19 protein-coding genes are annotated in these 23,862 nt (G+C 64.4%); 2 read left to right on the top strand and 17 right to left on the bottom strand.

Translation table 11 applies throughout. The features are described 5' to 3' along the window. Positions 1-115: 115 nt before the first annotated feature. The 17 genes from ACSQ3P_RS21685 to ACSQ3P_RS21765 form a co-directional block, all read right to left on the bottom strand. Complete coding sequence (locus ACSQ3P_RS21685; RefSeq protein WP_436167555.1) at positions 116-2,056, bottom strand: serine hydrolase; 1,941 nt, start codon at positions 2,054-2,056, stop codon at positions 116-118. Positions 2,057-2,160: 104 nt separating this feature from the next. Next, on the bottom strand, positions 2,161-3,549 hold the full coding sequence (locus ACSQ3P_RS21690) for a helix-turn-helix domain-containing protein (protein ID WP_436167556.1): 1,389 nt from the start codon (positions 3,547-3,549) through the stop codon (positions 2,161-2,163). Positions 3,550-4,284: 735 nt separating this feature from the next. Then, on the bottom strand, positions 4,285-4,863 hold the full coding sequence (locus ACSQ3P_RS21695) for a DUF2867 domain-containing protein (protein WP_436167557.1): 579 nt from the start codon (positions 4,861-4,863) through the stop codon (positions 4,285-4,287). A gap of 223 nt (positions 4,864-5,086) precedes the next feature. Next, positions 5,087-6,277 carry a multiple monosaccharide ABC transporter permease gene (mmsB, locus tag ACSQ3P_RS21700; protein ID WP_436167558.1) on the bottom strand — a complete coding sequence of 397 codons (1,191 nt, stop codon included), beginning with the start codon at positions 6,275-6,277 and terminating at the stop codon, positions 5,087-5,089. Continuing rightward, a complete protein-coding gene (gene mmsA / locus ACSQ3P_RS21705) occupies positions 6,274-7,824 on the bottom strand; it encodes a multiple monosaccharide ABC transporter ATP-binding protein (RefSeq protein WP_436167559.1) in 1,551 nt (516 codons plus the stop codon). The genes mmsB and mmsA overlap by 4 nt, the downstream gene beginning before the upstream one ends. A 211-nt stretch (positions 7,825-8,035) precedes the next feature. Next, positions 8,036-9,103 (bottom strand): multiple monosaccharide ABC transporter substrate-binding protein, encoded by a 1,068-nt coding sequence (chvE, locus tag ACSQ3P_RS21710; RefSeq protein ID WP_436167560.1) that lies wholly within the window; start codon positions 9,101-9,103, stop codon positions 8,036-8,038. 77 nt (positions 9,104-9,180) lie between these two features. After that, entirely contained in the window at positions 9,181-10,092 is a 912-nt protein-coding gene (locus tag ACSQ3P_RS21715; protein ID WP_436167561.1) for an SMP-30/gluconolactonase/LRE family protein, read from the bottom strand. Continuing rightward, on the bottom strand, positions 10,086-11,012 hold the full coding sequence (locus ACSQ3P_RS21720) for a Gfo/Idh/MocA family protein (RefSeq protein WP_436167562.1): 927 nt from the start codon (positions 11,010-11,012) through the stop codon (positions 10,086-10,088). Before ACSQ3P_RS21720 ends, ACSQ3P_RS21715 begins: the two co-directional genes overlap by 7 nt. Next, positions 11,009-11,935 (bottom strand): dihydrodipicolinate synthase family protein, encoded by a 927-nt coding sequence (locus ACSQ3P_RS21725; protein ID WP_436167563.1) that lies wholly within the window; start codon positions 11,933-11,935, stop codon positions 11,009-11,011. Before ACSQ3P_RS21725 ends, ACSQ3P_RS21720 begins: the two co-directional genes overlap by 4 nt. An 8-nt stretch (positions 11,936-11,943) precedes the next feature. Further along, on the bottom strand, positions 11,944-12,735 hold the full coding sequence (locus tag ACSQ3P_RS21730; RefSeq protein ID WP_436167564.1) for a FadR/GntR family transcriptional regulator: 792 nt from the start codon (positions 12,733-12,735) through the stop codon (positions 11,944-11,946). After that, positions 12,732-13,718 (bottom strand): galactofuranose ABC transporter, permease protein YjfF, encoded by a 987-nt coding sequence (gene yjfF / locus ACSQ3P_RS21735; protein ID WP_436167565.1) that lies wholly within the window; start codon positions 13,716-13,718, stop codon positions 12,732-12,734. Before yjfF ends, ACSQ3P_RS21730 begins: the two co-directional genes overlap by 4 nt. Beyond that, on the bottom strand, positions 13,715-14,698 hold the full coding sequence (locus ACSQ3P_RS21740) for an ABC transporter permease (protein WP_436167566.1): 984 nt from the start codon (positions 14,696-14,698) through the stop codon (positions 13,715-13,717). Before ACSQ3P_RS21740 ends, yjfF begins: the two co-directional genes overlap by 4 nt. A gap of 13 nt (positions 14,699-14,711) precedes the next feature. After that, a complete protein-coding gene (locus ACSQ3P_RS21745; protein ID WP_436167567.1) occupies positions 14,712-16,289 on the bottom strand; it encodes a sugar ABC transporter ATP-binding protein in 1,578 nt (525 codons plus the stop codon). Positions 16,290-16,507: 218 nt separating this feature from the next. Beyond that, positions 16,508-17,461 carry a galactofuranose ABC transporter, galactofuranose-binding protein YtfQ gene (gene ytfQ, locus ACSQ3P_RS21750; RefSeq protein ID WP_436167785.1) on the bottom strand — a complete coding sequence of 318 codons (954 nt, stop codon included), beginning with the start codon at positions 17,459-17,461 and terminating at the stop codon, positions 16,508-16,510. 142 nt (positions 17,462-17,603) lie between these two features. Continuing rightward, the gene (locus tag ACSQ3P_RS21755) at positions 17,604-18,704 is read right to left on the bottom strand and encodes an aldose epimerase family protein (RefSeq protein ID WP_436167568.1); all 1,101 of its coding nucleotides are present in this window, start codon (positions 18,702-18,704) and stop codon (positions 17,604-17,606) included. A 152-nt stretch (positions 18,705-18,856) separates the two neighbouring features. Further along, positions 18,857-20,485 (bottom strand): PAS-domain containing protein, encoded by a 1,629-nt coding sequence (locus ACSQ3P_RS21760; protein WP_436167569.1) that lies wholly within the window; start codon positions 20,483-20,485, stop codon positions 18,857-18,859. Between the two features lie 264 nt (positions 20,486-20,749). Then, a complete protein-coding gene (locus ACSQ3P_RS21765; protein WP_436167570.1) occupies positions 20,750-21,616 on the bottom strand; it encodes a LysR substrate-binding domain-containing protein in 867 nt (288 codons plus the stop codon). A gap of 276 nt (positions 21,617-21,892) precedes the next feature. On the opposite strand from ACSQ3P_RS21765, the gene ACSQ3P_RS21770 reads away from it, so the two are divergent. Together ACSQ3P_RS21770 and pcaB are read left to right on the top strand one after the other, a co-directional pair. Then, positions 21,893-22,492 carry a glutathione S-transferase family protein gene (locus tag ACSQ3P_RS21770; protein ID WP_436167571.1) on the top strand — a complete coding sequence of 200 codons (600 nt, stop codon included), beginning with the start codon at positions 21,893-21,895 and terminating at the stop codon, positions 22,490-22,492. Further along, the gene (pcaB, locus tag ACSQ3P_RS21775) at positions 22,489-23,859 is read left to right on the top strand and encodes a 3-carboxy-cis,cis-muconate cycloisomerase (protein WP_436167572.1); all 1,371 of its coding nucleotides are present in this window, start codon (positions 22,489-22,491) and stop codon (positions 23,857-23,859) included. Before ACSQ3P_RS21770 ends, pcaB begins: the two co-directional genes overlap by 4 nt. The last annotated feature ends 3 nt before the right edge of the window (positions 23,860-23,862 follow it).

Raw genomic sequence — 23,862 nt, forward strand, 5'->3', positions numbered from 1 at the left:
TGAAGCAAGTTTGACGAACGCCAGATAATTGGCCGCGAGTTTGTCGTATCGGGTTGCGACACGCCGACATTTTACTGTTCGGGCCGCGCAAGCTTCCGCCATTTGTCAGTGTGCCCTATTGGGCGATAGCGCCGCGTTGCTCCCATGGTCCGGGATTGAGAACCGCGCCGTTGACCTTGCCGGCGGCGTCGCGAATGAAGGCGATCCGCGTATGATCGCCGCTCTCGACATGGAATTCATCCTTCGAAAGGAACGCTACGGGCATTGGCTCGCCCTTGTCGAAATCAAGGATCGACCAGGCGCCCGTGGCTTCAACGACAAGCTTGCCGTCCGCGACACGGACTTGAAGCGCGACACTGTGCGAGGGGACCGCCTCCCTGGCAAAGGCGATCACGATCGGATCGTTCTGCCGCTCGCGGATGATCTTGAGCTTGATGGTGGCGTTGACCGGACCTGAAATCCGGCGAAAGGCCGCTTCCAGGGTCAGGCCCTTGATCGATCTATCGCCGATAGTGGTGATGAGATCTCCCGCCATGACGCCCGCCCTTGCGGCGGGGCCGCCCTCGGCCGGCTTGATCACCCTGAGGCCATCGCTCTCCACGACAACGGATTCAAGCCCGGTCCAACTATTGCCGTCGGCGACCAATATCTGTCGGTCCAGCGAACTTGCAGACCCGCCGAAAACGTAACGTCCAACATATTCGGTGAGAGCGCCGGCGTTTTCCTGTTCCGACGCCACGGGTGCGGGAGCTTGGGGAATCTTCAACGCCGCATAGGGCAGACGACGGATCGCGTTGAAATAGAAACCGTTCTCACTGAACTGGCTCCGCTGCATCATCATGACCAGGATCAGCTTCTGTGTCGGATCGATCGAGAAAAACGTGCCCCAGCTTCCCTGCCAGTTGAAGCTGCCGACCGCGCCTGGGATGAGGCTGAAATCCGGGTTGGTGCGAATGGCGAAGCCGAGCCCCCATCCCGTGCCAACAGCCGGGCCGGCTTCGTGTCCCGCCATGTGCATATCCGGCGGTAGCGAATTCGTCGTCATCAGCTTGACCGTTTCGGGCTTCAAGATGCGCACGCCGTCGAGTTCGCCGCCGTTGAGCAGCATCTGGCAGAAGCGCAGGAAGTCGGGGACCGTCGAGACGATTCCTCCCCCGCCGGACAAGAACGTCTGCGGCTTGCCGACGTCGCCATCCGAAAGAGGTCGGGGCTGGGCGCCGGGCACGGCGACGAGACGGGCAAGCTTGTCCTCCGGCACCGAGAAGCCGCTATCGACCATATGCAGCGGCCCGAATAGGCGGCTTTGCAGAAACTGGTCGAAATTCTGGCCCGATACGACTTCAATTACGCGGCCGAGAACATCGTAGCCGACAGAATATTCCCAGACTTCGCCCGGCTGATGCAGAAGCGGAAGTGTTCCGAGGCTTGCGATAAAGGACGCGATGGGCTTGTCGCGTCGGAATGGGGCCTTGGCTCCGTACAGTGCGTGAAGCGCGGCATTGCCAAATCCGGGATCGGCGTAGTCCGGCGAAGCATAAACGAGGCCGGACGTATTGCGCAGAAGGTCCCGGATGGTCATCGCCCGCCTGGCAGGTTCAAGCTCCAGCAGGATCGCATCTCCTGTCGCCGGATTGGTCTTGACGACCTGCATATCCCTGAGCTCCGGCAGATACTTCGCCACGGGAGCATCAAGCTCGAGCTTGCCGTCATCGACCAGCATCATGGTGGCGACGCTGGTGATCTGCTTGGACATCGAGCCGATGCGAAAGATCGAATCCGGCCGCATCGGAATTGTCTTGTCGTGGTCCTCAAAGCCGGTGGGCTGTAAATAAGCCAGCTTTCCGCCTCTGGCGATCCCAACGACAAAGCCGGAGGGATCGCCCGTTTTGGTCTGCGCCTCAAACCAGGAGGTGATGCGGGCCAGTCGCCGCGCCGAAAAGCCGAGACTGTCCGGATCGCCGACGGTCCGCAAATCGTCGGCAAGCGCCGCACCTACCAGACCGAGCGCGAGCGCCGCCAGCGCGGTCAATGAAACGGCAAATCGCTGATATCGCATGGGCAGCCTCGTTGTCGCAGCTATTGCGAGGAAAAACCGCCATCAGCCTGTCGAATGTTTTCGCTTCCTTCTCGCCGATTCCTGCAATCCGGCTGGCCGATTCCTCAACTCGACTGGCCGATTTTCAATCGCTCGTTCCTCGGGGCGGCATTTCCGGCCATTGCAAGACGGCGGAATTCGGTCGGGGTCAGATCTGTCGCGGCCTTGAAGGCGCGGTTGAACGGCCCGATCGACTGGAAACCTGTGTCCATCGCAATTGTCAGCACTGGGACTTCCACTTGTTCGGGGTCGACCAGTGCGGCCTTGGCTTCCCCGATCCGGTAGTGATTGAGGAACGCATTGAAATTGCGGTAACCGAGGCCCTCATTGATGAGCTGCCGAAGCCGGTATTCCGGCACGCCCAACTCGGCGGATAGCAATCCAATCGTCAATCGCTCACGCCGGTAGATGCGCTCGACGGTCATCAGCCGTTCCAAGCGGCGCAAGAGAGCCGGTTCGATCGAGGCAGGCTTGCCCTGATCATCAGACGCCTTGGCTGGCGCGCCTAAGGGGACATTTGTCGCCGGCAGCAGGATCGAACCTTTCCGCGTCCGCGCATCCAGTAGATTCCATGCGCTCAAGCCAACCAGCACGAACAGAGCGAAGGCGTTGGCGACGCTGGCCATGGAAAAAGTGGGGATCGAGGGCTGCTGCACGAAGTTCAAGTAAGAGTTGAGAACGATTTGGGCCGTCGCCCCGATCAGGACGACCAGCCGAAGCCGACGTCGGCCCTCCACCAGATCCGCCCGCCACGTGAGCAGCGTCTGCGCCACCGCCAACAACGCAAGGCCGAGAAAGGCAGATGACAGCGTGCGTTCGATCGCGCGCTCCAGCGCGGCCGATCGGGTGATGCCGCTGGCGTCCAGCCATTGCGCGACGGCGACGGCCGCCCACAAGACGCCATGCCAGGGCCGCGGCACGAAATCGTCATCGAAGGCGGCACGCGCCCATAGCCAGAACACGACACAGTTCGCGCTGGACAACGCCAGCAGCAACAGGCCCCACCATGCAAATGGCCGCGGGAAGGTTGGCGCCGAGCAGATCATCGAAGCCGCGGCGCCGATCGCGAGCGCGGCGCCCAGCAGCGCGGCCGTGCTGTCGCGGCGATCGCGCAGCGCCATGGCTGCGATCAGCAAGCACAATGCGACGACGGCGCCCCGTAACCCCAGATCGATCGATATCAAACCGCTGGTGTCCACGACCGGACATACTCCGAAATGCCATTGTTGACGCCAAAGCCGCGTAGGTTCGCCCATACGCCCCTGACGCAGCCGATGTCGAGTCGGCGATGATTTCGAAAGCGGCCACGAACCGGACGGGAGCTGCTGCGCCTCAAACCGGGAGGCAATGTGTTCCAGCCGCCGCGCCGAAAAGCCGAGACTGTCCGAATTGCCGACGGTCTGCACATCGTCCCAAAGCGCCACACCAGCCAGACAGAGCGTCAGCGCCGCCATGCATGATGACCGGATGATTTTACTGGGCCGCCCTTCAAACGATCCTAAACCAAGATAGTCGGAGCGAAGAGCCCGGACCCGACTCAGAACCAGAGGTCAGAAATTTGCCCAACGCTCACTTCGCCGCAATGGCCACTTCCGGTTTGGCACATAGCGTCGTTTCGCTGCTAAGCAGCAAGACGCCGGCTATCGGGCATGAAGGACTCTGGCGTCGCGTCAGGCCGCCGGATTTATAGGTTCACGGCCCAGAGCCGGATGATTTCAAACGGAGTCACAAAGTGACTCCGTTTGAAATCATCCGGCTCTCATCAAGGAGTGAGAGCAGGATCAATGCGAAAAACCGGTTCCCACTTTTTCGCATCCTGCTCTGGAGCAATGTCCGATCCAGTTTGGGTTCAATTGCTCCAGATCATTGCTTTAACGCGTTTTCTCCGCGCAAACGCTTCGCGTTTGTCGCGAGGGAACCGGTATCCACTTCGCTCGAAAACGCTCTTGAGCAGCGTCTGAATCAATTTGACCGGAAACCGCTCTAGCTCCTTGTTTCAAAACGTTTTCTCCGCGCAAACGCTTCGCGTTTGTCGCGAGGGAACCGGTGCCCGCTTCGCTCGAAAACACTCTGGAGCAACTTCTGAATCAACTTGATCGAAAACTGCTCTAGATCCTTGTTTCAACAAGATTTTTACGCGAGCCGATGTCCCCTTCGAGGGACGCAGAAATCAAGATCGTCGCGGCCACCTAACCTTGTGCTCGTGCAAGCTGTGCCAGGCTGGTCCTGACGACGAGGTGATGAAACGGCCTGATCACGCTGAGATAGGTGAGGCCGAAGGCATTGTGAGAGTGCACGACGGTTGTCGCGATGAGCTGCGTGCCGGTTGGAGACTTGCGGCGGAGCAGCGACAGTCGGAAGTCCAGGTGACGATCATCCTCGCCCAGCACAATCTCGTCCTGGCTTTCCCATTGCACCGGGAAGAAGTCGACGCGTTCGGTGTCGGCCCTGGACGCTCGGACCTCCCCGGAGGTTTTGACGCCAAAGGGCGTCATCACGGCGTCGCGCAGCGCGACCAACGCCTTGATCCAGGCCGGCTGATCGCCGACTGTCCGGGTCGCCAGCACGCGCATGCTGTCCTGTTTCGATGAACTCAGATCGATGCTGTAGCTATCGAGCAGGCTGGCGCTCTCATACCAGCTTGCAACGACGCTTTCAGCTGGCGGCGTGGTCCGGCGCACCGGTGCTTTGCGTTCTAAACACATGCCGAAAGCCCGATCATGGCCGTATCTGCGACAGCTGGCCGGCCCATAGCGGTGAGGGTACATGCCTTGGAACGAAGCCGGCCGGGACCGATATGATATCGCGCGTGAGCGCCATACACGTGATTTATCCGATGACGCATACGCCCTGATAGTGCCGTCGCTGTCGCAGCCCAGGCGGCGCGGCCTCTCATCAAGGCGTTAGAGCAGGATCAATGCGAAAAACCGGTTCCCACTTTTTCGCATCCTGCTCTAGGCTTATGACGGATCTTGATGTCGAGTCAGGCTCTCAGCGCTTCTGATTGTAGACGTCTAGGCAGACCGCACCCAGCAGGACGAGGCCCTTGATCACCTGCTGATAGTCGATGCCGATGCCCAGGATCGACATGCCGTTGTTCATCACGCCCATGATCAGCGCGCCGATCACCGCCCCCGAGACGCGTCCGACGCCGCCATAGGCCGAGGCGCCGCCGATGAAGCAGGCCGCGATCACGTCAAGCTCGAAGCCGAGCCCAGCCTTCGGGGTCGCCGTGTTGAGCCGCGCCGCGAAGACGAGGCCGGCGAGCGCCGCGAGAACGCCCATATTCACGAAGGTCAGGAAGGTCAGCCATTCCGTGCGCACGCCCGAAAGCTTGGCGGCGCGCGCATTGCCGCCGACCGCATAGATCTGCCGGCCGATGCTGGTGCGCGTCGTCACGAAGGCATAGAGCGCGATCAGCACCCCCATGACCACGAGCACGTTGGGCAGGCCGCGATAGGAGGCGATGAGATAGGTCGCGTAGAGGATGATCACGGCGAAGGCGAGGTTCTTGGCGATGAAGAAACCCTGCGGCTCGACCGGAACGCCATGGCTCTGCTGGCGCCCGCGGCTCTTGAGATTGAGCACCACGAGCAGGATCGCGAGCGCGGCCCCGATCGCCAGCGAGGTTGGGTAGAGCGCGCCAGCTTCCGGCATCAGCTCGGGGATGAAGCCCGAGGACAGCTTCTGGAAGGTCGCCGGGAACGGCCCCAGCGACTGGCCCTGCAGGATCGCCAGCGCCAGCCCCTTGAAGACGAGCATGCCGGCCAGCGTCACGATGAATGAGGGGATCTTGAAATAGGCGACCCAATAGCCTTGCGCCGCACCGATCAGCGCGCCCAGCGCCAGGCAGATCAGGGCGGCGGGCACGAAATGCATCTCGTAGCGCACCATCAGCACGGCGGCGACCGCGCCGACCGCGCCCGCCACCGAGCCGACCGAGAGGTCGATATGGCCGGTGACGATGACGAGCAGCATTCCCAGCGCCATGATGACGATGAAGCTGTTCTGAAGCACCAGATTGGTCAGGTTCAGCGGCCGCAGCAGCGTGCCCCCCGTCATGACCTGGAAGAACAACATGATCGCCACCAGCGACATCAGCATGCCGTAGTCGCGCAGGCCCGTCTTAAGGTGGTGGCCCGCCGGACGCACAGGCCCGCTGCTCAAGGTTTCGCCGCTCATGCTCTGGCCTCCCCGTTGCGCATGATGGCGCGCATGATTTTTTCTTGGCTTGCATCCTGGGCCGAGAATTCGCCGACGAAGGCGCCCTCGTTCATCACGCAGATGCGGTCGCAGATGCCCAGCAGCTCCGGCATTTCCGACGAGATCACGATGACGCCACGCCCGGAATCCGCGAGCTCGTTGATGATGCAGTAGATCTCGTATTTGGCGCCGATGTCGATGCCGCGCGTCGGCTCGTCCAGGATCAGGACCTTGGGCTCGGTGAAGAGCCATTTCGACAGCACGACCTTCTGCTGGTTGCCGCCCGAAAGCTGGCCGGTCTCCTGGTAGACGCTGGCGCTGCGGATCCCCATGCGCGAGCGATAGCCCGTCGCCACCTTGAGCTCGGCCATGTCGTCGATGACGCCGCCGGGAGCGACCGCCGGCAGGTTGGCCAGCGTCATGTTCTTGCGGATGTCCTCGGCCAGGATGAGCCCGAGCTCCTTGCGGTCTTCGGTGACATAGGCGAGCCCGGCATTGACCGCGCGCCGCACGGTGGACAGATCGACGTCGCGACCCTCCAGCCTGGCGCGGCCGCTGATATGGCGCCCATAGGAGCGGCCAAACACACTCATCGCGAATTCGGTCCGGCCTGCGCCCATCAACCCGGCGATGCCGACGATCTCGCCGCGCCGGACCTGGAAATCCACGCCCTTGATCACGCGCCGCCCGGCATCCTGCGGATGGAACACCGTCCAGTCCTCGACCTCGAAGATCACCTCGCCGATCTTCTCTTGGCCTATCTTGGGCTCGCGCTTGGGATAGCGATGCTCGAGATCGCGATCGACCATGCTGCGGATGATGCGGTCTTCCTCGACCGGGCCGGCGCGGCAGTCGAGCGTGTCGACGGTGCGCCCGTCGCGCAGCACGGTGATGTGGTCGGCGACGCGCGCGACTTCGTTGAGCTTGTGCGAGATCAGGATCGAGGAGATGCCCTGCGCCCGCAACTCGACCAGGAGGTCGAGCAGCGCCTCGCTGTCGCGCTCGTTGAGGCTCGCGGTCGGCTCGTCCAGGATCAGCAGCCGGACATCCTTGGACAGCGCCTTGGCGATCTCGACGAGCTGCTGCTTGCCGACGCCGAGATCGATGACACGGGTGTCGGGCGCCTCGTTCAGGCCGACCTTGGCCAGCAGCGCCAGGGCGCCGCGATAGACGGCTCCCTGGTCGATCACCCCGAATTTCGTGGGTGGGTTGGCCAGATAGATGTTCTCGGCGATGGAGAGGAGCGGGATCAGCGCCAGCTCCTGATGGATGATGATGATGCCGAGCGCCTCGGATTCGGTGATGTCCCGGAAGCGCCGCTCCTCGCCATCGAAGATGATGGCCCCGTCATAGGAGCCGTGCGGGTAGACGCCGCTCAGTACCTTCATCAGCGTCGATTTGCCGGCGCCGTTCTCGCCGACGACGGCGTGGATCTCAGCCGTCTCGACCGAAAACGAAACCTCGCTCAGGGCCTTGACGCCAGCGAACGCCTTGCTGATGCCGCGCATGGCCAGGATCGGATTCATTTGCTCTGCTCCGCGACCGGCGCTCTGCTTCGCGACCGGATTGATCGACGGCCCCGCCTAGAGCCGGATGATTTCAGATGGGATCACCAAGTGATCCCATCTGAAATCTGAATCCGTCTCTCATCAAAGAGTGAGAGCAGGATCAATGCGAAAAACCGGTTCCCACTTTTTCGCATCCTGCTCTAGGCGGGGCCGCGCGCAAGGGGGCGCGTTACTTGATCTGCCCGGCCTTGTAGTAGCCCGACGCGATCAGGATCGCTTCCCAGTTCGACTTGTCGACCGCGACCGGGGTGAGCAGATAGGACGGCACGGTCTTGCGGCCATTGGTGTAGGTCTTGGTATCGTTGACCGGCACCTCCTTGCCGCTGAGCATGGCATCGACCATGTCGGCGGTGACCTTGGCGAGCTCGCGGGTGTCCTTGAAGATGGTCGAATACTGCTCGCCGGCGAGGATCGACTTGACCGAGGGAACCTCCGCGTCCTGGCCGGAGACCAGCGGCATCTTCATCGAGCCCGAGCCGTAGCCGACGCCCTTCAGCGAGGACAGGATGCCGATCGAGATGCCGTCATAGGGCGAGAGCACGGCGTCGATGCGCTTGTTGTTGTAGAAGGCGCTGAGCAGGTTATCCATGCGCGCCTGGGCCGTTGCGCCGTCCCAGCGCAGGGTCGAGACCTTGTCCATGCCCATCTGGCCGCTCGCCACCACGAGCTGCTTGGAGTCGATGAAGGGCTTCAGCACCGACATCGCCCCGTCATAGAAGAAATAGGCGTTGTTATCGTCCGGCGAGCCGCCGAAGAGCTCGATGTTGAACGGCCCCTTCGCCTCGGGCAGGCCAAGACCCTTCACCAGCGTCTGCGCCTGCAGGACCCCGACCTTGAAGTTGTCGAACGTCGCATAATAATCGACATTCGGTGAGTTCCGGATCAGGCGGTCATAGGCGATCACCTTGGTGCCGGCGGCGGCCGCCTGCTGCAGGATGTCGGACAGGGTGGTGCCGTCGATGGCGGCGATCACCAGGACCTTCGCCCCCTTGGTGACCATGTTCTCGATCTGCGAGAGCTGGTTGGGGATCTCGTCCTCGGCATATTGCAGATCGGTATTGTAGCCGCGTTCCTTCAGCACCTTCACGATGTTGTCGCCATCGGCGATCCAGCGGGCGGATGACTTCGTCGGCATGGCGATGCCGACGGTGGGCTTGGATTGCGCCAGCGCAGGCCCGGCAAAGGCGAGCGCGCCCAATGCGAGAGCGGATAGAAGCTTGGTGATCCCGGATGTCATCGTTTTCTCCCTTGGTTGTGAAGATTTGGCTGAACATTCATCGCCGCCTGCAGGCGGTCTTGGTTGATACGAGACTGTCAGTGCGCTCCCAGCCTGACCCGCGGCTCCGCCTTTCCGACCGCGCCGGGGCTGAACACGAACGTCGCGCCGCCCAGCGGATCGGCGGCGCGAGCTGCTTCATCCTGTCCCTCCCAGGCGCTGGTGACCAGCAGGCGGTCAAAGCCCCGGCCGACGAAGACCGGGCAGCTCGGCTGGCGCGCCGGCACGGCCAGGCTGCGGACGGTCTCGCCCTGATCGGTGAGGACATCGATGCGCGCGCCACCCCAACGGGCGATCCAGATCAGCCCTTCGCGATCGATCACGGCGCCGTCGAGCCCCTTGCCGTCATCGGACAGGGCAAGCGAGGAGGGCGCCTGGCGCGGCAGCCCCGTCACGGGGTCCAGCGGTACGCGGTAAAGTTCGTTTTGCGCCGTGTCGGCGAAAAACCCCTGCCGGCCGTCGGCCGAGAAGCAGATCGCGTTGGGGATCGTCAGCCCGGAAAAAAGCAGCACGACCTCGCCGCCCGACAGCGCATAGATCGAGGCGGCGCCGGCCTTTGCGCTCTTGCTCATCATGCTGAACCAGAACGCGCCGCCGGGATGCGCACGCGCATCATTGGAGCGTGTCGCGCGGTTATCCGCTTCGACGGCACGAAACAGCGTCATTGCGCCCCGGCGTGAACGCAGATGCAGCCCGCTCTCGGTCGAGACGATCTGGCGCTCGTCGTCGACCATGGCCAGCGCCGAGGCCATCAGCGGCAGATCGTGGCAGGTCACGGAGCCGGTTCCCAGATCAGCCTCGAACAGCTTGCGCTCCAGGATGTCGAACCAGAACGCGGCGTCGGTCGCTGCGTCATAGGCGGGGCCTTCGCCGAGATGGCAGCGTGTTTCGCCCAGCAGCACGGGAGCGGGCAGGACTGCCTCGGTGACTGCCTGCGTCGCGCTCACCATGTGAAGGCCTCCACGCTGCGACGCTGCCCGAGCAGGAATGCGTCGGCCACGAGCTGCAGTGGCGCCAGGTCGACATCGCTCTCACGCCTGCCGACGAGCTCGACGAAACGGCGGTAGAGCGCGCGATACTCCGCCTCCGCTTCGTCGACGAGCGGGCGGCCGTCATGGTCGAGCTTCGCGCCGCCGGCTGAAAGCATCAGCGTTCCGCCTTCCGTCTCGATGCGCATGTCCCAGCTTTGCGGTCCGGTCTGCAGGAAATCGAACTCCGCCCGGATCGGCAAGCCGGCCTCGTCGGCAAGATCGAGTTCGGCTGCGATCGGCGCCGCGCGGTTGGCGGGAAAGGCGAGCCCGGCACTCCGCAGAAAGACCGGGCGCGGCAGGATGCGGGTCAGGATCGACAGCGCGTTGATCCCGGGATCGAACACGCCGAGCCCGCCGGCCTCGAAAATCCAATCCTGACCGGGGTGCCAGACCCGGACATCTTCGCGCCAGTCGATCTTGACCGACAAGGGCCGGTTCGCGGCGAGAAAGGCGCGCGCCGGCTCGACGGCCGGCGCATGGCGGGAATGCCAGGTTGCAAAGAGCGTCAGGCCCTTGTCGCGCGCGCTGGCGATCAGCGGAGCAAGCTCGCTGACGGTCGCGCCCGGCGGCTTCTCCAGCATGACATGCTTGCCGGCGGCCAGGGCGAGCGCGGCCTGGGCCCGTCGCACCTGCGGCGGCGTGCAGAGCGCCACCGCATCGACCGCGACATTGGAGGCAAACAGCTCGTCGAGGGTTTCAAAACAGGGCACGCCGTCCAACCTCGCATTGCGGCTGACAACCGCCGCAATCGCGATATCGGGCAGGCCCGCCACCGCGGGCAGATGCTGGTCGCGGGCGATCTTGCCCAATCCGACGATAGCGAGGCGCAGCATGCTCATTTGCTCCAGCGCAGAACCGCGGCGTCGAGGCTTTTGGCGATCTCGATCAGCCCGGCCTGGGTCTTGGGATGCGGCAATTCGAGCGGATGACGCAAGGCGGCCGAGCCGATGATCCCGCCCTGCTTCATCAGGATCTTCGCAGCCGACAGGCCGGTCTGGCGGTTCTCGTAATTGATCAGCGGCAGCCAGCGCGCATAGGCGGCCATGGCCTCGTCGCGGCGCCCGGCGAAGTAGGGATCGACGATCTGGCGGATGCCGTCGGGATAGCCGCCGCCGGTCATCGCGCCGGTCGCGCCCGCATCGAGATCGGCCATCAGCGTGATCGCCTCCTCGCCATCCCACGGCCCCTCGATCGTCTCGCCGCCGAGTTCGAGCAGCGTGCGCAGCTTGGCCGCGGCCTGGGCGACCTCGATCTTGAAATACGAGACGTTCTCGATCTCGCCGGCGAGCTTCGCCAGGAAGGCGGGCGAGAGCGGCGTGCCGGCCACCGGCGCGTCCTGGATCATGATCGGGATCGAGATCGCATCCGAGACGCGACGGAAGAAGGCTTCGATCGCGGCCTCGCCGACCCGGAAGGTCGCGCCGTGATAGGGCGGCATGATCATCACCATGGCCGCGCCCTTGTCCTGCGCGCGGCGCGAACGCTCGGCGCAGACCGCGCTGCTGAAATGCGTCGTCGTCACGATGACCGGCACCCGGCCCGCGACATGGTCGAGCGCCACATCCATCACCGTGTCGCGCTCGGCATCGGTCAGCACGAACTGCTCGGAGAAGTTCGCCAGAATGCACAGCCCGTCCGAGCCTGCATCGATCATGAAGTCGAGGCAGCGGCGCTGGCCTTCCAGATCGAGCGTACCGTCATCGTGGAAGATGGTCGGCACGACGGGGAAAACGCCGCGATAGGGTCTGGTCGCTGCAGGCATGGCGGTGCTCAATCCTTGTCTGTGAGAAGGCGGGAAGGGGCGATGAGACGATGCGACCCGGGGAGCCGTTCGGAGGGGGTGCGCGCCGCGCCGTGGCGGCGCAATCCGTTGAAGATGACACCCACCATGGCGTCGGCTGCTCCCTCGACGTCGCGGGCTGCGATGGCATCGACGATCTTCCGATGCGTCATGATGACAATGTCCCGCTCGGGTTCCTCGACCGGTGCGCTCAGCAGGAAGGACGCCCGCAAGGCAACGTCGATGACGCCGCCGACCGAGCGCATGAACGGATTGCCCGACGCATTGGCGACCGCGACATGGAGCGCGAGATCGGCATTGGCGAAGGCCACGGAATCGGACGGCTCGCGCTGCATCGCGGCCAGGCCTGCGCGCATCGCGGCGAGATCGGCCTCGGTTCTGCGCTCCGCGGCCAGGGCCGCCGCGCGAGGCTCGACCGCCAGCCGGATTTCGGCGAGATCGTCCAGGAAGCGGCGGTCTATGCCGGCCTGAAGGTGCCAGGCGAGCAGATCGCTGTCGAACATGTTCCAGGCGGCGCGCTCGCGCACCACCGTGCCGACCCTTGCCTTGGTGGTGAGCAGGCCCTTGGCGACGAGCGTCTTCACGCTTTCGCGCAGCACCGGGCGCGAGACGCCAAAGCGCAGCATCAGCTCGGCATCGCCGGCGAGCTTGGAGCCTTCCTTGGCGCGGCCGGCGATGATGTCGATCGCTATCATCCGCGCCACCTCGGCGTGATTGGAGTGCTCCCGCCGTTCGGGAACCGCGACGATTCCGGGTTTCATGGCGTGGTCCCTTTTGCAGCGGTGCCCCGCACGGAGCGGCGGGCCAGCGCCAGCGTCGCCTGCTGGAAAGCGATGAAGGAAAACAGCAGGACGCCGGTGACGATCTTGGTCCACCAGCTCGACAACGTGCCGTCGAAATTGATGTAGGTCTGGATCAGGCCCTGCATCAGAACGCCCAGGAACGTTCCAGCCATGAAGCCGTACCCGCCTGTCAGCAGCGTGCCGCCGATCACCACGGCAGCGATGGTGTCGAGCTCGACACCCACCGCCGAAAGCGAATAGCCCGACGAGGTGTAGAGCGAGAACACGATGCCCGACAGCCCCGCCAGGAAGCTCGACAGGGCATAGATCGCAACCGTGTGCCGCCCCACCGAGATCCCCATCAGCCCGGTCGAGACCCGATTGCCGCCCAGCGCATAGACGTTCGTGCCGAAGCGCGTGAGATGGAGCAGGATGCCGCCGGCCAGGAAGACCGCGAGCATGATCAGCCCGACGACGCTCAGCCGGCCGCCGCCGGGCAGGCGCAGCGCGAAGTCGGACATCGCGGCGTAGAGCGGCGCGGTGACCGGGATCGACTCGGTCGAGAGCAGGAAGCTCGCGCCGCGCGCCAGGAACATGCCCGCCAGCGTCACGATGAACGGCGGCATCTCGAAGCCCTGGATGAGCGCACCCATCGTGGCGCCGAACAGCGTCGCGACCAGCAGCACGAGCATGAAGGCCAGCAGCGGGGGAATGTTCCATGTCCCGATCGCCAGGGCGAGGAAGACCGTCGTGAACCCCACGACCGAACCGACCGACAGGTCGATGCCACCCGAGATGATCACGAAGGTCATGCCGACCGCCAGGATGCCGAGGAAGGCGTTGTCGGTCAAAAGGTCCGCGATCACGCGCGTCGACAGGAAGGCGGGGAACTGGAGCGCGCAGATGGCATAGCCGAGCGCGAAGACGGCGGCGGTGACGATGACCGGGAGATAGCGCGTCATGCCGCTCTCCGGGCCAGCAGGACGCCGATGGCGGACAGGCGCGGCGATTGCGCCAGCAGCACCACCAGGACGACGACCGCCTTCACCACGAGGTTGAATTCGGGCCTGAAGCCGGCCAGCAGGATGCCGGTGTTCATCGCCTGGATGATCAGCGCGCCCAGCACCGCCAGTGCGAGGCTGAAGCGGCCGCCCAAGAGCGAGCTGCCGGCGATCACGACCGCCAGGATGGCGTCGAGCTCGAGCCAGAGCCCGGCATTGTTGGCGTCCGCGCCCAGGATGTCGGCTGCGGCGACGATCCCGGCCAGGGACGCGCAGAAGCCGCTCCAGACATAGACCGCAATGGTGGTCATGCGCGTCTCGATGCCGGCGAGCGCGCTGGCGCGGGCATTGGCGCCGGTCGCCTCGATCAGGAGCCCGAGCGCGCTGCCGCGGACGACAAGCGCCGCGACCGCCAGCACCGACGCGGTCAGCACCACCGGGACCGGCAGTCCCAGGATCGAACCGCCGCCGAACCAGGCGAGGCCGGGCGAGGTGAAGGTGACGATCCTGCCCTCGGTGATCAGCTGCGCGACGCCGCGGCCGGCGACCATCAGGATCAGCGTCGCGACGATCGGCTGGATGCCGAGCACTGCGACGAGGATGCCGTTCCAGAGCCCGCATAGCAGCCCCGCACCCAGCGCCGCCAGCAGGACGACGGGCAGCGGCTGCGTGTCGGCCAGCGTCGCCGCGAGCGCGCCTGAAATCGCCATCACCGCGCCGACCGACAGGTCGATCCCCCTGGTCGCCACGACCAGCACCATGCCCAGGGAGAGGAGCGCCACGGGCGCACCGCGGTTGAACACGTCGATGAGGCTGCCGAACAGGCGGCCGTCCTGCAGCCTGAGGTCGAAGAACTGCGGCGAAACCGCGAAATTGATCAGCAGCACGATGATGAAAGCTGCGATTTGCGGCAGGCCCTTGCGGGGCAGGGTGAGGCTCATCGGATCGGCTTCCTCACGCCGCCAGCGGGGGCGCGTCAGCCGCGATCGCCTGCAGGATCGCGGTGACGTTGACGGCCTCGCCCTCCAGCGTGGCGATCTGCCTGCGGTCGCGCATCACCACGACCCGATCGGCATAGCTCACGATCTCCTCCAGTTCGGACGAGATCACGACGAGGGCGAGGCCCTCAGTGCAGAGCTGCCGGATCAGGCGGATGATCTCGGCATGGGCGCCGACATCGATGCCGCGCGTCGGTTCGTCGAGAATGAGAAGGCGCGGCTGCGTCGCCAGCCAGCGCGCCAGCAGGGCCTTTTGCTGGTTGCCGCCCGAAAGCAGCCCGATCGGCCGCTCGGGGTCGGGCGGGCGGATGTCGAGCATGGTGATGAAGCGCTGCGCGATCTCGTCCTGCTCCCGCCGCGAGAGCGGATGCAGCGCGCCGCGCCGCGCCTGGACGGCCAGGACGATGTTCTCGCGCACCGTGAGCTCGGCGACGATGCCTTCGGTCTTGCGCTCCTCCGGGCAATAACCGAAGCCCTGCGCGATCGCGTCGCGCGGCGAGGCCAGGCGCACGCTGCGGCCGTCGATGGTGAGGCGGCCGCTATCGGCGGCTTCCACCCCGAACAGCAGGCGTGCTGTCTCCGTGCGCCCCGAGCCGAGCAGGCCGGCGAGCCCGACCACCTCGCCGCTCGCCAGAGCGAGGTCGAAAGGCGCGACATAGCCGGCCTTGCCGAAACCCTCGAACCGGATCGCGCCGCCTGCTGCGGGCGCGGCCTCGGCGGCGTCCTTGGCTGGATGCTCCGAGGTGGCTTCGCTGAGCTCGCGGCCCAGCATCATCCTGATCAGCTCCATGCGCGGCAGCGCTGCCGTTTCGCGCTCGCCGACGAGCTTGCCGTTCCGCAGCACCGTGATGCGGTCGCTGATCGCATAGACCTGGTCGAGGAAATGGGTGACGAAGAGGATGCCGAGGCCCTTGCTGGCGAGACCGCGCATGACGCGGAACAGGATCTCGACCTCATGAGCGTCGAGGCTGGCCGTCGGCTCGTCCAAGATCAGGATCCGTGCCGACATGTCGACGGCGCGCGCGATCGCCACCAGATGCTGCACGGCGACCGAATAATCGCCCAGCGGCGCGCCGACATCGATATCGAGGTCGAAATCACGCAGCAGGGCGGCCGCGCGGCGGCGCATCTCGCCTTCCCTGACGAGACCAAAGCGCATCGGCTGGCGTCCGAGGAACAGGTTTTGCGCGACCGAGAGGTTGGGCAGCAAGCTGACCTCCTGGTAGACGGTCGCGATACCGGCCTGCAGCGCCTCCTGTGCCGAACGGGGCGCGATCTCGGCGCCGTCCAGCGCCACGGTTCCCGCGTCGCGCGCGATGACGCCGGTGACCGCCTTTATGAAGGTCGACTTGCCTGCGCCGTTCTCGCCGAGCAGGGCATGGATTTCGCCATGCCGGAGCGTGACGTCGATGCCGGCGAGCGCGGGAAACCCCGCAAAAGTCTTCGAGAGCCCGCGTACGGCCAAGAGCGGCACGGCGTCGATCGGCGGCGCGGCCTCGATCGGGGGCAGGGGGCGGGTCGGGGGTAAGGACATGGGCAAGAACTCCACGCAGGCCGCGCCGGTGGCGCGGCCGTGGGACCAACCTCAGGAGAGAGCGCGTACGCCCTCAGAGTCTGTTTTGAAACTCGCTCTGGTGAGTCGGCTGGCGCGGATTTCGAGAACCGGAGCGCAGCGGACTTCATGTCCGTGAGCACCGGAAGCGCAGAAAGCCGCGTCAGACGGCCGCCGGAGTAGAGTTTCGGGGCAGACTCTCAGTAGCCGAGGCCCTTCTTGGAATCGTAGACCTTCTGCGGATTGTCGGCGGCGGTATAGAGCTTGGATTCGGTCTGGATCCATTTGGGCGGCACGGTGCCCTTGCTCTTATAGGCGGTCAGCGCGTCGAAGGCGGGGCCGGCCATGTCGGGTGTCAATTCGACCGTGGCATTGGCCTCGCCGGCCGCGATCGCCTTGAAGATGTCGGGCACCGCGTCGATCGAGACGGTCAGCACGTCCTTGCCCGGCTTCAGGCCGGCTTCCTTCATGGCCTGGATCGCGCCGACCATCATGTCGTCATTATGCGCATAGACGGCGCAGATCGACTTGCCGCCGCCCTCGGCCTTGATGAAGCTCTCCATCACTTCCTTGCCCTTGGCGCGGGTGAAGTCGCCCGTCTGGCTGCGCACGACCTTGATGTTGGAGGCCGATGCGATCGCCGTATCGAAGCCCTTCTTGCGGTTGGTCGCGACGCTGGCGCCGACCGTGCCCTGCAGCTCGACGACGTTGCAGGGCTTGGAGCCGACCGTCTTGGCGAGCCATTTGCCGGCGACCTCGCCCTCATGGACGCTGTCGGAGGTCACGGCAGTCAGATAAAGCTCCTTGCCCGCCGGATCGATGTCGCGATCGAGCAGGATGACCGGGATTTTGGCTTCCTTGGCTTCCTTCAGCACGGAATCCCAGCCGCTCGCGACGACGGGAGCGAGGAAGATCGCGTCGACGCCCTGCGCGACGAAGGAGCGGATCGCCTTGATCTGGTTCTCCTGCTTCTGCTGTGCGTCGGCGATCTTGAGCGTGATGTTGCGTTTCTTGGCCTCGCTCTTGGAGACCGATGTCTCGGCTGCGCGCCAGCCCGATTCCGAGCCGATCTGTGAAAAGCCGACTGTGAGTTCCGCCGCGCTGGCGGCATTGAGACCGCCGGCCAGCATGGTCGCGGCAAGCAGCGTGGTCATGGATGAAAGACGGCGCATGAGCTTCTCCCGGAACATTATCAATCGAGGCGCCTCTACGTGCGCAGCCTCGTTCTACCGGGGTCTTTTGAGCCTGTAAATAGTCATACTATCTTACTAATGGGCAGGGACATGCAGGAGCCGCTCAGGCCGTGAAACGATAGAGCGTGCGATGTCGGTAGATCATGCCCGGCGTCAGCCTGGCCGATGGGAAATCCGGACGATTGGGTGCGTCGGGCCAGATCTGCGGCTCCAGGCAAAAGGCGTCGGCCTGGCGGTGAAGCCTGCCGTGCTTTCCCGCCACGCTGCCGTCGAGAAAATTGCCGGAATAGAGCTGGAGACCGGGCTGATTGGTATGGAGCTCCATGATCCGCCCGGAGCGGGGCGCCTCGACGCGAGCGGCCAAACGTAAGCCATCCACCGGCAAGCCGTCCGTCGGCAAACCATCCGCCGGCAAGCCACCCGCAGGAACCAGGCAGAAATTATGGTCGTAGCCGCGGCCGCGCCGCAGCTGTTCGTCGGGGTGCCGGATGCGGGCGCCGATCGGATGCGCCTCGCGGAAATCGAACGGCGTGCCAGTGACGCTTCGCGGCGGCTCCTGCAACGGGATCGCGGTCTCGTCCACCGCAAGGAAATGATCGGCGGCGATCTGCAGCCGATGCTGGAGGATATCGCCTGCCGTGGTGCCGTCGAGATTGAAGAAGCTGTGATTGGTCAGGTTGACCACCGTCGCCCGGTCGCTCGTCGCGGTGATGTCGAGCAGGAGTTCGCCAGGGGCCGGCAGGCTATAGCGCAATCGGGTCTCGACCGTGCCGGGATAACCTTCCTCACCATCGGGGCTGCGGCAGGCCAGCGTCAGCGTGGGAACCGGTCCATCCTCTGCCGAGACGATCCTCCACGCCTTGCGGCTGAAGCCATCGATGCCGCCATGCAACGCATTGGGGCCATTATTGCGGGCAAGCGAAACCTGCGCCCCGTCGATGACGAAGCGGCCGCCCGCGATGCGGTTGGCGTAGCGCCCGACCGTCATGCCGAAATAGCAGCCGGGCCGGGTATAGGGCTCAAGCGCGTCAAAGCCGAGAACGACGTCGTCGATCGCCCCTGCGCTATCCGCCACCAGCAGCGCCTGGAGAGCGGCGCCATAGCTGATGATGCGCGCCGTCAGCCCGCCATCCCGCCTGAGCGTGACGCGCTCGATGGCGGTGCCGTCCGGCAGGTGCCCGAAGATCTCGCGTTCGACCGGCATTCGTCTCTCTGGTTCGGCGCTCTTCGGCAAGTCGATGTCGACAAGCCGAGGCTCACCGTCATGACTGAAGTCTGCCGCCGCAGCGGTGCGATGTACACCGTTCTCATATCCGCCGGCATGCAGCCCGCGGTGAGCGCAGTGTCCGGGGCCGGTCAGCCTGTTCGCAGCCGCGGCATCGCGGCGGCCTGTTCGGTCTGGTCTTCGATCAGGCTGATCAGGTACTGCGCTCCGTCTTCACCGCCCGAGGCGGGAAGATGCCGGATCGCCGCGACACGCTCGCCATTACCGGGCGTCGTTATCCTCCGGATCGCGACCGCGGCGGCCTTGACGGGCGGGGCCTTGCTGGTGCCCTCGATCGCCTCGGCGGTCTCCTCGCCGAAGACATCCCTTGCCGTTCGTCCGACGATGGCGGCACGCGGCAGGCCGAACAGGGTTTCCGCGGCCCGGTTGACGAGCAGATAGCGGTGGCTGAGCGCGTCCTTGGCCAGGATGGCCTCGTGCACATTCTCGACGATCGTTCCAAACAGGCGCTCCATCCGCTCAAGCGTCTGCTGCAACTGCTGCTGTTTGGTGAAGTCTTCATGGGTCGCGACCCAGCCGCCATCGGGTGTCGGCTGCTCGAACACGCGGATCTTGCGGCCGTCCTTCAAATCGACATGGCTTACCGACGGTTGACCGAGCGCGATCCGGGTCAGGATCGTTCTGACGTAGGTCTTGCTGTCTCCGGAAAACAGGCCGGATTCGGCGCGGTATCGCAGTATGTCGCGAAGATTGCAGCTCGAAGCCATGATCTCCTTCGGCAGATTATACATCTTCCGGTAGGATTCGTTCATGAGAATGACGTTCGCGTGCACATCGAGCATGATCAGGCCCTGGGCCATATTGTTGATCGCCGCAATGAGATGGACCTTGTTCTCTTCGAGGTGATCGCGTTCCCGCGATGTCGCCAGTTCGCTCTTCTGGAGCTCACGGTTTCGCTCAGTCGTGCTCTGCAGTTGCTGGACAGCCAAGGCGAGCTTGCCGATTTCATCCTTTCTGCCGGCGTACGGGATCGCTGCCAGAACCTTGCCGGAGGCGATGCTGTCGGCTGCCCATGTGATGGCGAGCAGCGGCTCGATCACCGAGGCCTTGAACAGAGAGGCTGTCAGCCAGGTCAGGGCGATAGCGCCGATGCCGAGGATCATCAGCAATACGGTGGTGAACTCGACCTGCTCTCCCAGCTTGGCGTTGGCGTGGGCGCGCTTGAAGTAGACCGTCGCGAGAGCCGCGAGATCCTCGTTGAGTGCGATGCGCACCGTGCGGTTCGCGTCGTTGTCTCCCCATTCACGACCCGCCGCCTGACTGACGACGTTCGCGCGCCGCACGAGCTCTGCGCGGAAACGGATAAACTCGGAGACACGGGTCTTGAAGGCCGCGAAGAGTTCCGTGTCGTCATCACGAACGATCCGCTGCCATTGATCCATGACCTCGGCCAATTCGCGGTTTCGCCGCAGGAGCGCGTCGCCATAGCGCTTCACAGTCGCCATATCGCTCGACATGTAGATGCCGCGCGATTCCATAACGACGGCGAAGATCAGGCCGTTGACCTTTTCGACGTTGGTGGCAGCCTGCGAGGAAACGTCAAGTTGCCTGTGATAGGCGGATTGTTCGCGGACCGAATAAACCGAAAGCCCGACCAGCATCAAAATCAGGATTAATAAACCGGCAAAGGCAGCATAAAATTTTACTTTTATACTGGATTCATGCAGGCTGTACGGTAATTTATTCGTTAACGCAGCCATTACATCTGCCTTTTGTCGCCCCTGTTTTGAGGTTTATAGCGTAGAGTATTGAATTTTTCTTTCGATCCAGCGTTTTTGAAGTTCGCTCGATTGAGCGCCTTCTGCGCAGGGCGCCCGCCGGCGGCGGCGCAATGGGCCTGTCCGCGAGCCAGCTAGTGGATAGAACCTAACGCTTGGCACGCACCCAGGACTGTCCTTCCGGCACGTCGCAAGCGACGGCCCACGCTGAATCCCGCAGGACTAACGTCTCAGGTCGGCCCCTGGTCAGCGCCTACAGAGCACTAGAAAATTGCGAAGGGCGGCACCGACGCGCTTGTCCCGCCTTACGGCCAACAACGTCTCAACCTCGCTCATATCGCGAGGCAAGGCATGGACCCGAAGGCTGTCGGCATAGTGCGACCCGGCGACGACGGCACGGGGCAGCAATGTGATGCCCATGCCCGCCGCGACGCAGCCCAGCAATCCGTCGAGCGTGCCGAGTTCCAGCCGGTTGAAGGCAGGCAAACCGATCCCGGCCAGCACATGCTCCAGTCGCTGACGATACGAACAGCCGATGCGGAACATCAGCGCAGTCAGACCGTCGGAGGCAGATTGGCGCAGGGCCTCAAGCGTATCGATGGCCGGGTCTGTCACGAGGACGAGTTCCTCGGTGAAGGCCAGGACGACATCGAGCTCCGGATGGTTGATTGGTCCGGCCACGAAGGCGCCGTCCAGCCTTCGGGCGACGACCTCATCGATCAGATGCGCAGTGGGCCCGGTGACAAGCGTGAACTTCACATACGGGCAATCGCGATGAAATCGCGCGAGCAGCGCCGGCAGGCGTACGGCAGCGGTCGTCTCCATCGATCCGATCTTCAACATACCGCGGAGCGCGCCGTCGTCCCGCGCGGCTTCCTTGGCCTCATGGAACAAGACGATCAGGTTTTCGGCATAAGGCAGCAGGCGCTCACCAGCCTCCGTGAGCATCATGCCGCGGCTTTGACGGTCGAATAAGGCAAGGCCGATCTCCTCCTCGAGCTTCTTGATGCGCGTCGTCACGTTCGACGGGACCGTGTTCAACTCGCGGCCCGCTGCGGTGATACGCTTACCCTTGGCGACTTCGAGAAAGGTGCGGAGATCGATGAGGTCCATGGAGTGCATTCTGCTCAAGAGAATGGAATGTTCAGATTAATTCAATTCTACAGAACACAAAGCCCTTTTACGGTAGGTCACACCTTGTCGGGAAGGGGGATTATGGCGCTCACGACCGTTCACACTCGATCGCTGGATACCCGGGGTCCAGTCACGCTCGCGCCCAAGCGCTCGCTCGCTTTGTGGTCGAGGCGGCTGAAGGGCTCATGGTCCGCTTGCCGCGTCGTCGCCCTCCCGCTGCGCGTGGCGGTTTGAGCAAGCCGGATGGATCGTCCCATGCAGCTCTTCTTCAACCGGACCTCGCCTTACGCCAGGAAGGCGCGCGTCGCAGTCATCGAGCTCGGCCTGGAGCAGCAGGTTACCTTCGTCGAGATCGATCCATGGACAGAGCCAGCGGAGCTGGTGAACGTCGCTCCTCTGTCCAAGGTCCCAGCCCTGCTTCTTGCTGATGGCAAGCTGGTCACCGAAAGCGACACGATCCTGCAGGTTCTGGATAGTTTGGCGCCGAATGGCCAATTGTTGCCGGCCGCTCCCGCCCAGCGGCGCGACGGCCTGGCCCGCGCTGCGCTCTGCCAAGGGCTGATCGATGCGAGCTTCATCACAGTGATCGAGGGGCGCCGGCCTGAGCCGCTGCGCTGGTCCGACTGGGTGATGCGGCAAGAACGGGCCATCGCGCGCGCCTTGTCGTTCATCGACGCCTCCTTCGCGCTGGTCCCGGGGCGCTTCGATGCAGGGGACATCAGCTTTGCCTGCGCACTCGCCTATCTCGACTTTCGCCTCCCGCATATCGAATGGCGCGAGCCGCACCCGCGTCTTGCGCAGTGGCTCGACGACGTCTCAGCCCGACCATCCATGATCGCGACACGCCCCGCATGACCTTCGCTTCCGCAACGCCATTCGCCAGTCGGCACCTTGCCGATCTTTTCAGTACGCCCGCCATGCGTGCGGTCTTCAGCGAGTTGCGGACGCTGCAGGCGATGCTCGACGTGGAGGTGGCGCTGGCTCGTGTTCAGGCGCGTGCCGGCCTGATTCCAGTCGAGGCGGCCGAGGCCATCGCAAACGCTGCCGACGCCGCTGCACTCGATCTCGACGAGTTGGCCGCAGGCACGCTTCGGGCGGGCCTGCCGATCGTCAATCTGGTCGAGCAGTTCATCCGGCTCACGGGACCGGCTTATGGCGAGTTCGTCCATTGGGGCGCGACCAGCCAGGACATCATGGACACGGCTCTCATCCTGCAGATCCGTGATGCTCTGGCGCTGGTCGAGCAGGACCTCGACCAGCTCGCGCAGGCCTTGGCCGAACTCGCCCGCCGAGAGCGGGACACCGCCATGGTCGGGCGAACCAAGCTTCAGCACGCGCTGCCGATCACGTTCGGCTTCAAGGCCGCCGTGTGGCTTTCCAGTCTGATGCGCCATCGGCAGCGCCTGGGCGAGCTTAAGCCGCGCCTGCTGCAAGTGCAGTTCGCAGGGGCTGTCGGCACCCACGCCGCGCTTGGCGCCGATGGTCCCAACATCTGCCAGGCCCTGGCTGAAGAACTGGGGCTGGCCCGACCGCTCATCGCCTGGCACGCCGTGCGCGACACGCTGGCGGAAGCCATGACCTTCCTGGGCCTGTTGTCGACGAGCCTCAGCAAGATTGCCGGCGACATCGCGCTGATGGCGCAGACGGAGGTCGGCGAGGCGCTGGAGCCGGGCGGTCCGGGGCAGGGCGCCTCCAGCACGATGCCGCACAAACGCAACCCGATCACCTGCGAACGGATTCTGAGCAGCGGCCTCGCATTGCGTCGTCTTGTGGGCAGCTTTCTGGATGCCTCCATTCACGATCATGAGCGGGCGACCGGTCCCTGGCAGGCCGAATGGCTTCTGCTGCCGGAGGCCTTCCTGCTGATCTCGGGCTCGCTGAAGGCCTGCCTGACCCTGTGCTCCGGCCTCAAGCTCCAGCCAGACGCCATGCGAACCAATCTCGACCGGACGCGGGGGCTGATCGCCGCCGAGCAGGTGATGATGACGCTCGCGCCGCATATGGGCCGGCACCACGCTCACGACGTCGTTGGCAATGCCTGTCGCAGCGCGGCCTCCTCTCACACCTCGCTGGCCGAGGCGCTGGCGCGCGACCCTGCTGTCACGGGCCTCCTTACCCCCGAGCAGATTGCATTCGCCGCCGACCCGGGCCGCTACACCGGCCAGGCGGGCGAAGAAGTCGACCGTGTCCTCCTCGCCTGGTCACACGCACCTCACAGCTGATTC

The organism is Allobosea sp. LjRoot9, from assembly GCF_964252745.1.
Lineage (GTDB): Bacteria > Pseudomonadota > Alphaproteobacteria > Rhizobiales > Beijerinckiaceae > Allobosea.

What these genes read in the sequence shown, in the direction of transcription:
- ACSQ3P_RS21685 (WP_436167555.1), bottom strand. Translation starts at nt 2,056, where the DNA reads ATGCGATATCAGCGATTTGCCGTTTCATTGACCGCGCTGGCGGCGCTC.
- ACSQ3P_RS21690 (WP_436167556.1), bottom strand. Translation starts at nt 3,549, where the DNA reads ATGGCGGCGCTGACGCTCTGTCTGGCTGGTGTGGCGCTTTGGGACGAT.
- ACSQ3P_RS21695 (WP_436167557.1), bottom strand. Translation starts at nt 4,863, where the DNA reads ATGTACCCTCACCGCTATGGGCCGGCCAGCTGTCGCAGATACGGCCAT.
- mmsB (WP_436167558.1), bottom strand. Translation starts at nt 6,277, where the DNA reads ATGAGCGGCGAAACCTTGAGCAGCGGGCCTGTGCGTCCGGCGGGCCAC.
- mmsA (WP_436167559.1), bottom strand. Translation starts at nt 7,824, where the DNA reads ATGAATCCGATCCTGGCCATGCGCGGCATCAGCAAGGCGTTCGCTGGC.
- chvE (WP_436167560.1), bottom strand. Translation starts at nt 9,103, where the DNA reads ATGACATCCGGGATCACCAAGCTTCTATCCGCTCTCGCATTGGGCGCG.
- ACSQ3P_RS21715 (WP_436167561.1), bottom strand. Translation starts at nt 10,092, where the DNA reads ATGGTGAGCGCGACGCAGGCAGTCACCGAGGCAGTCCTGCCCGCTCCC.
- ACSQ3P_RS21720 (WP_436167562.1), bottom strand. Translation starts at nt 11,012, where the DNA reads ATGAGCATGCTGCGCCTCGCTATCGTCGGATTGGGCAAGATCGCCCGC.
- ACSQ3P_RS21725 (WP_436167563.1), bottom strand. Translation starts at nt 11,935, where the DNA reads ATGCCTGCAGCGACCAGACCCTATCGCGGCGTTTTCCCCGTCGTGCCG.
- ACSQ3P_RS21730 (WP_436167564.1), bottom strand. Translation starts at nt 12,735, where the DNA reads ATGAAACCCGGAATCGTCGCGGTTCCCGAACGGCGGGAGCACTCCAAT.
- yjfF (WP_436167565.1), bottom strand. Translation starts at nt 13,718, where the DNA reads ATGACGCGCTATCTCCCGGTCATCGTCACCGCCGCCGTCTTCGCGCTC.
- ACSQ3P_RS21740 (WP_436167566.1), bottom strand. Translation starts at nt 14,698, where the DNA reads ATGAGCCTCACCCTGCCCCGCAAGGGCCTGCCGCAAATCGCAGCTTTC.
- ACSQ3P_RS21745 (WP_436167567.1), bottom strand. Translation starts at nt 16,289, where the DNA reads ATGTCCTTACCCCCGACCCGCCCCCTGCCCCCGATCGAGGCCGCGCCG.
- ytfQ (WP_436167785.1), bottom strand. Translation starts at nt 17,461, where the DNA reads ATGACCACGCTGCTTGCCGCGACCATGCTGGCCGGCGGTCTCAATGCC.
- ACSQ3P_RS21755 (WP_436167568.1), bottom strand. Translation starts at nt 18,704, where the DNA reads ATGCCGGTCGAACGCGAGATCTTCGGGCACCTGCCGGACGGCACCGCC.
- ACSQ3P_RS21760 (WP_436167569.1), bottom strand. Translation starts at nt 20,485, where the DNA reads ATGGCTGCGTTAACGAATAAATTACCGTACAGCCTGCATGAATCCAGT.
- ACSQ3P_RS21765 (WP_436167570.1), bottom strand. Translation starts at nt 21,616, where the DNA reads ATGGACCTCATCGATCTCCGCACCTTTCTCGAAGTCGCCAAGGGTAAG.
- ACSQ3P_RS21770 (WP_436167571.1), top strand. Translation starts at nt 21,893, where the DNA reads ATGCAGCTCTTCTTCAACCGGACCTCGCCTTACGCCAGGAAGGCGCGC.
- pcaB (WP_436167572.1), top strand. Translation starts at nt 22,489, where the DNA reads ATGACCTTCGCTTCCGCAACGCCATTCGCCAGTCGGCACCTTGCCGAT.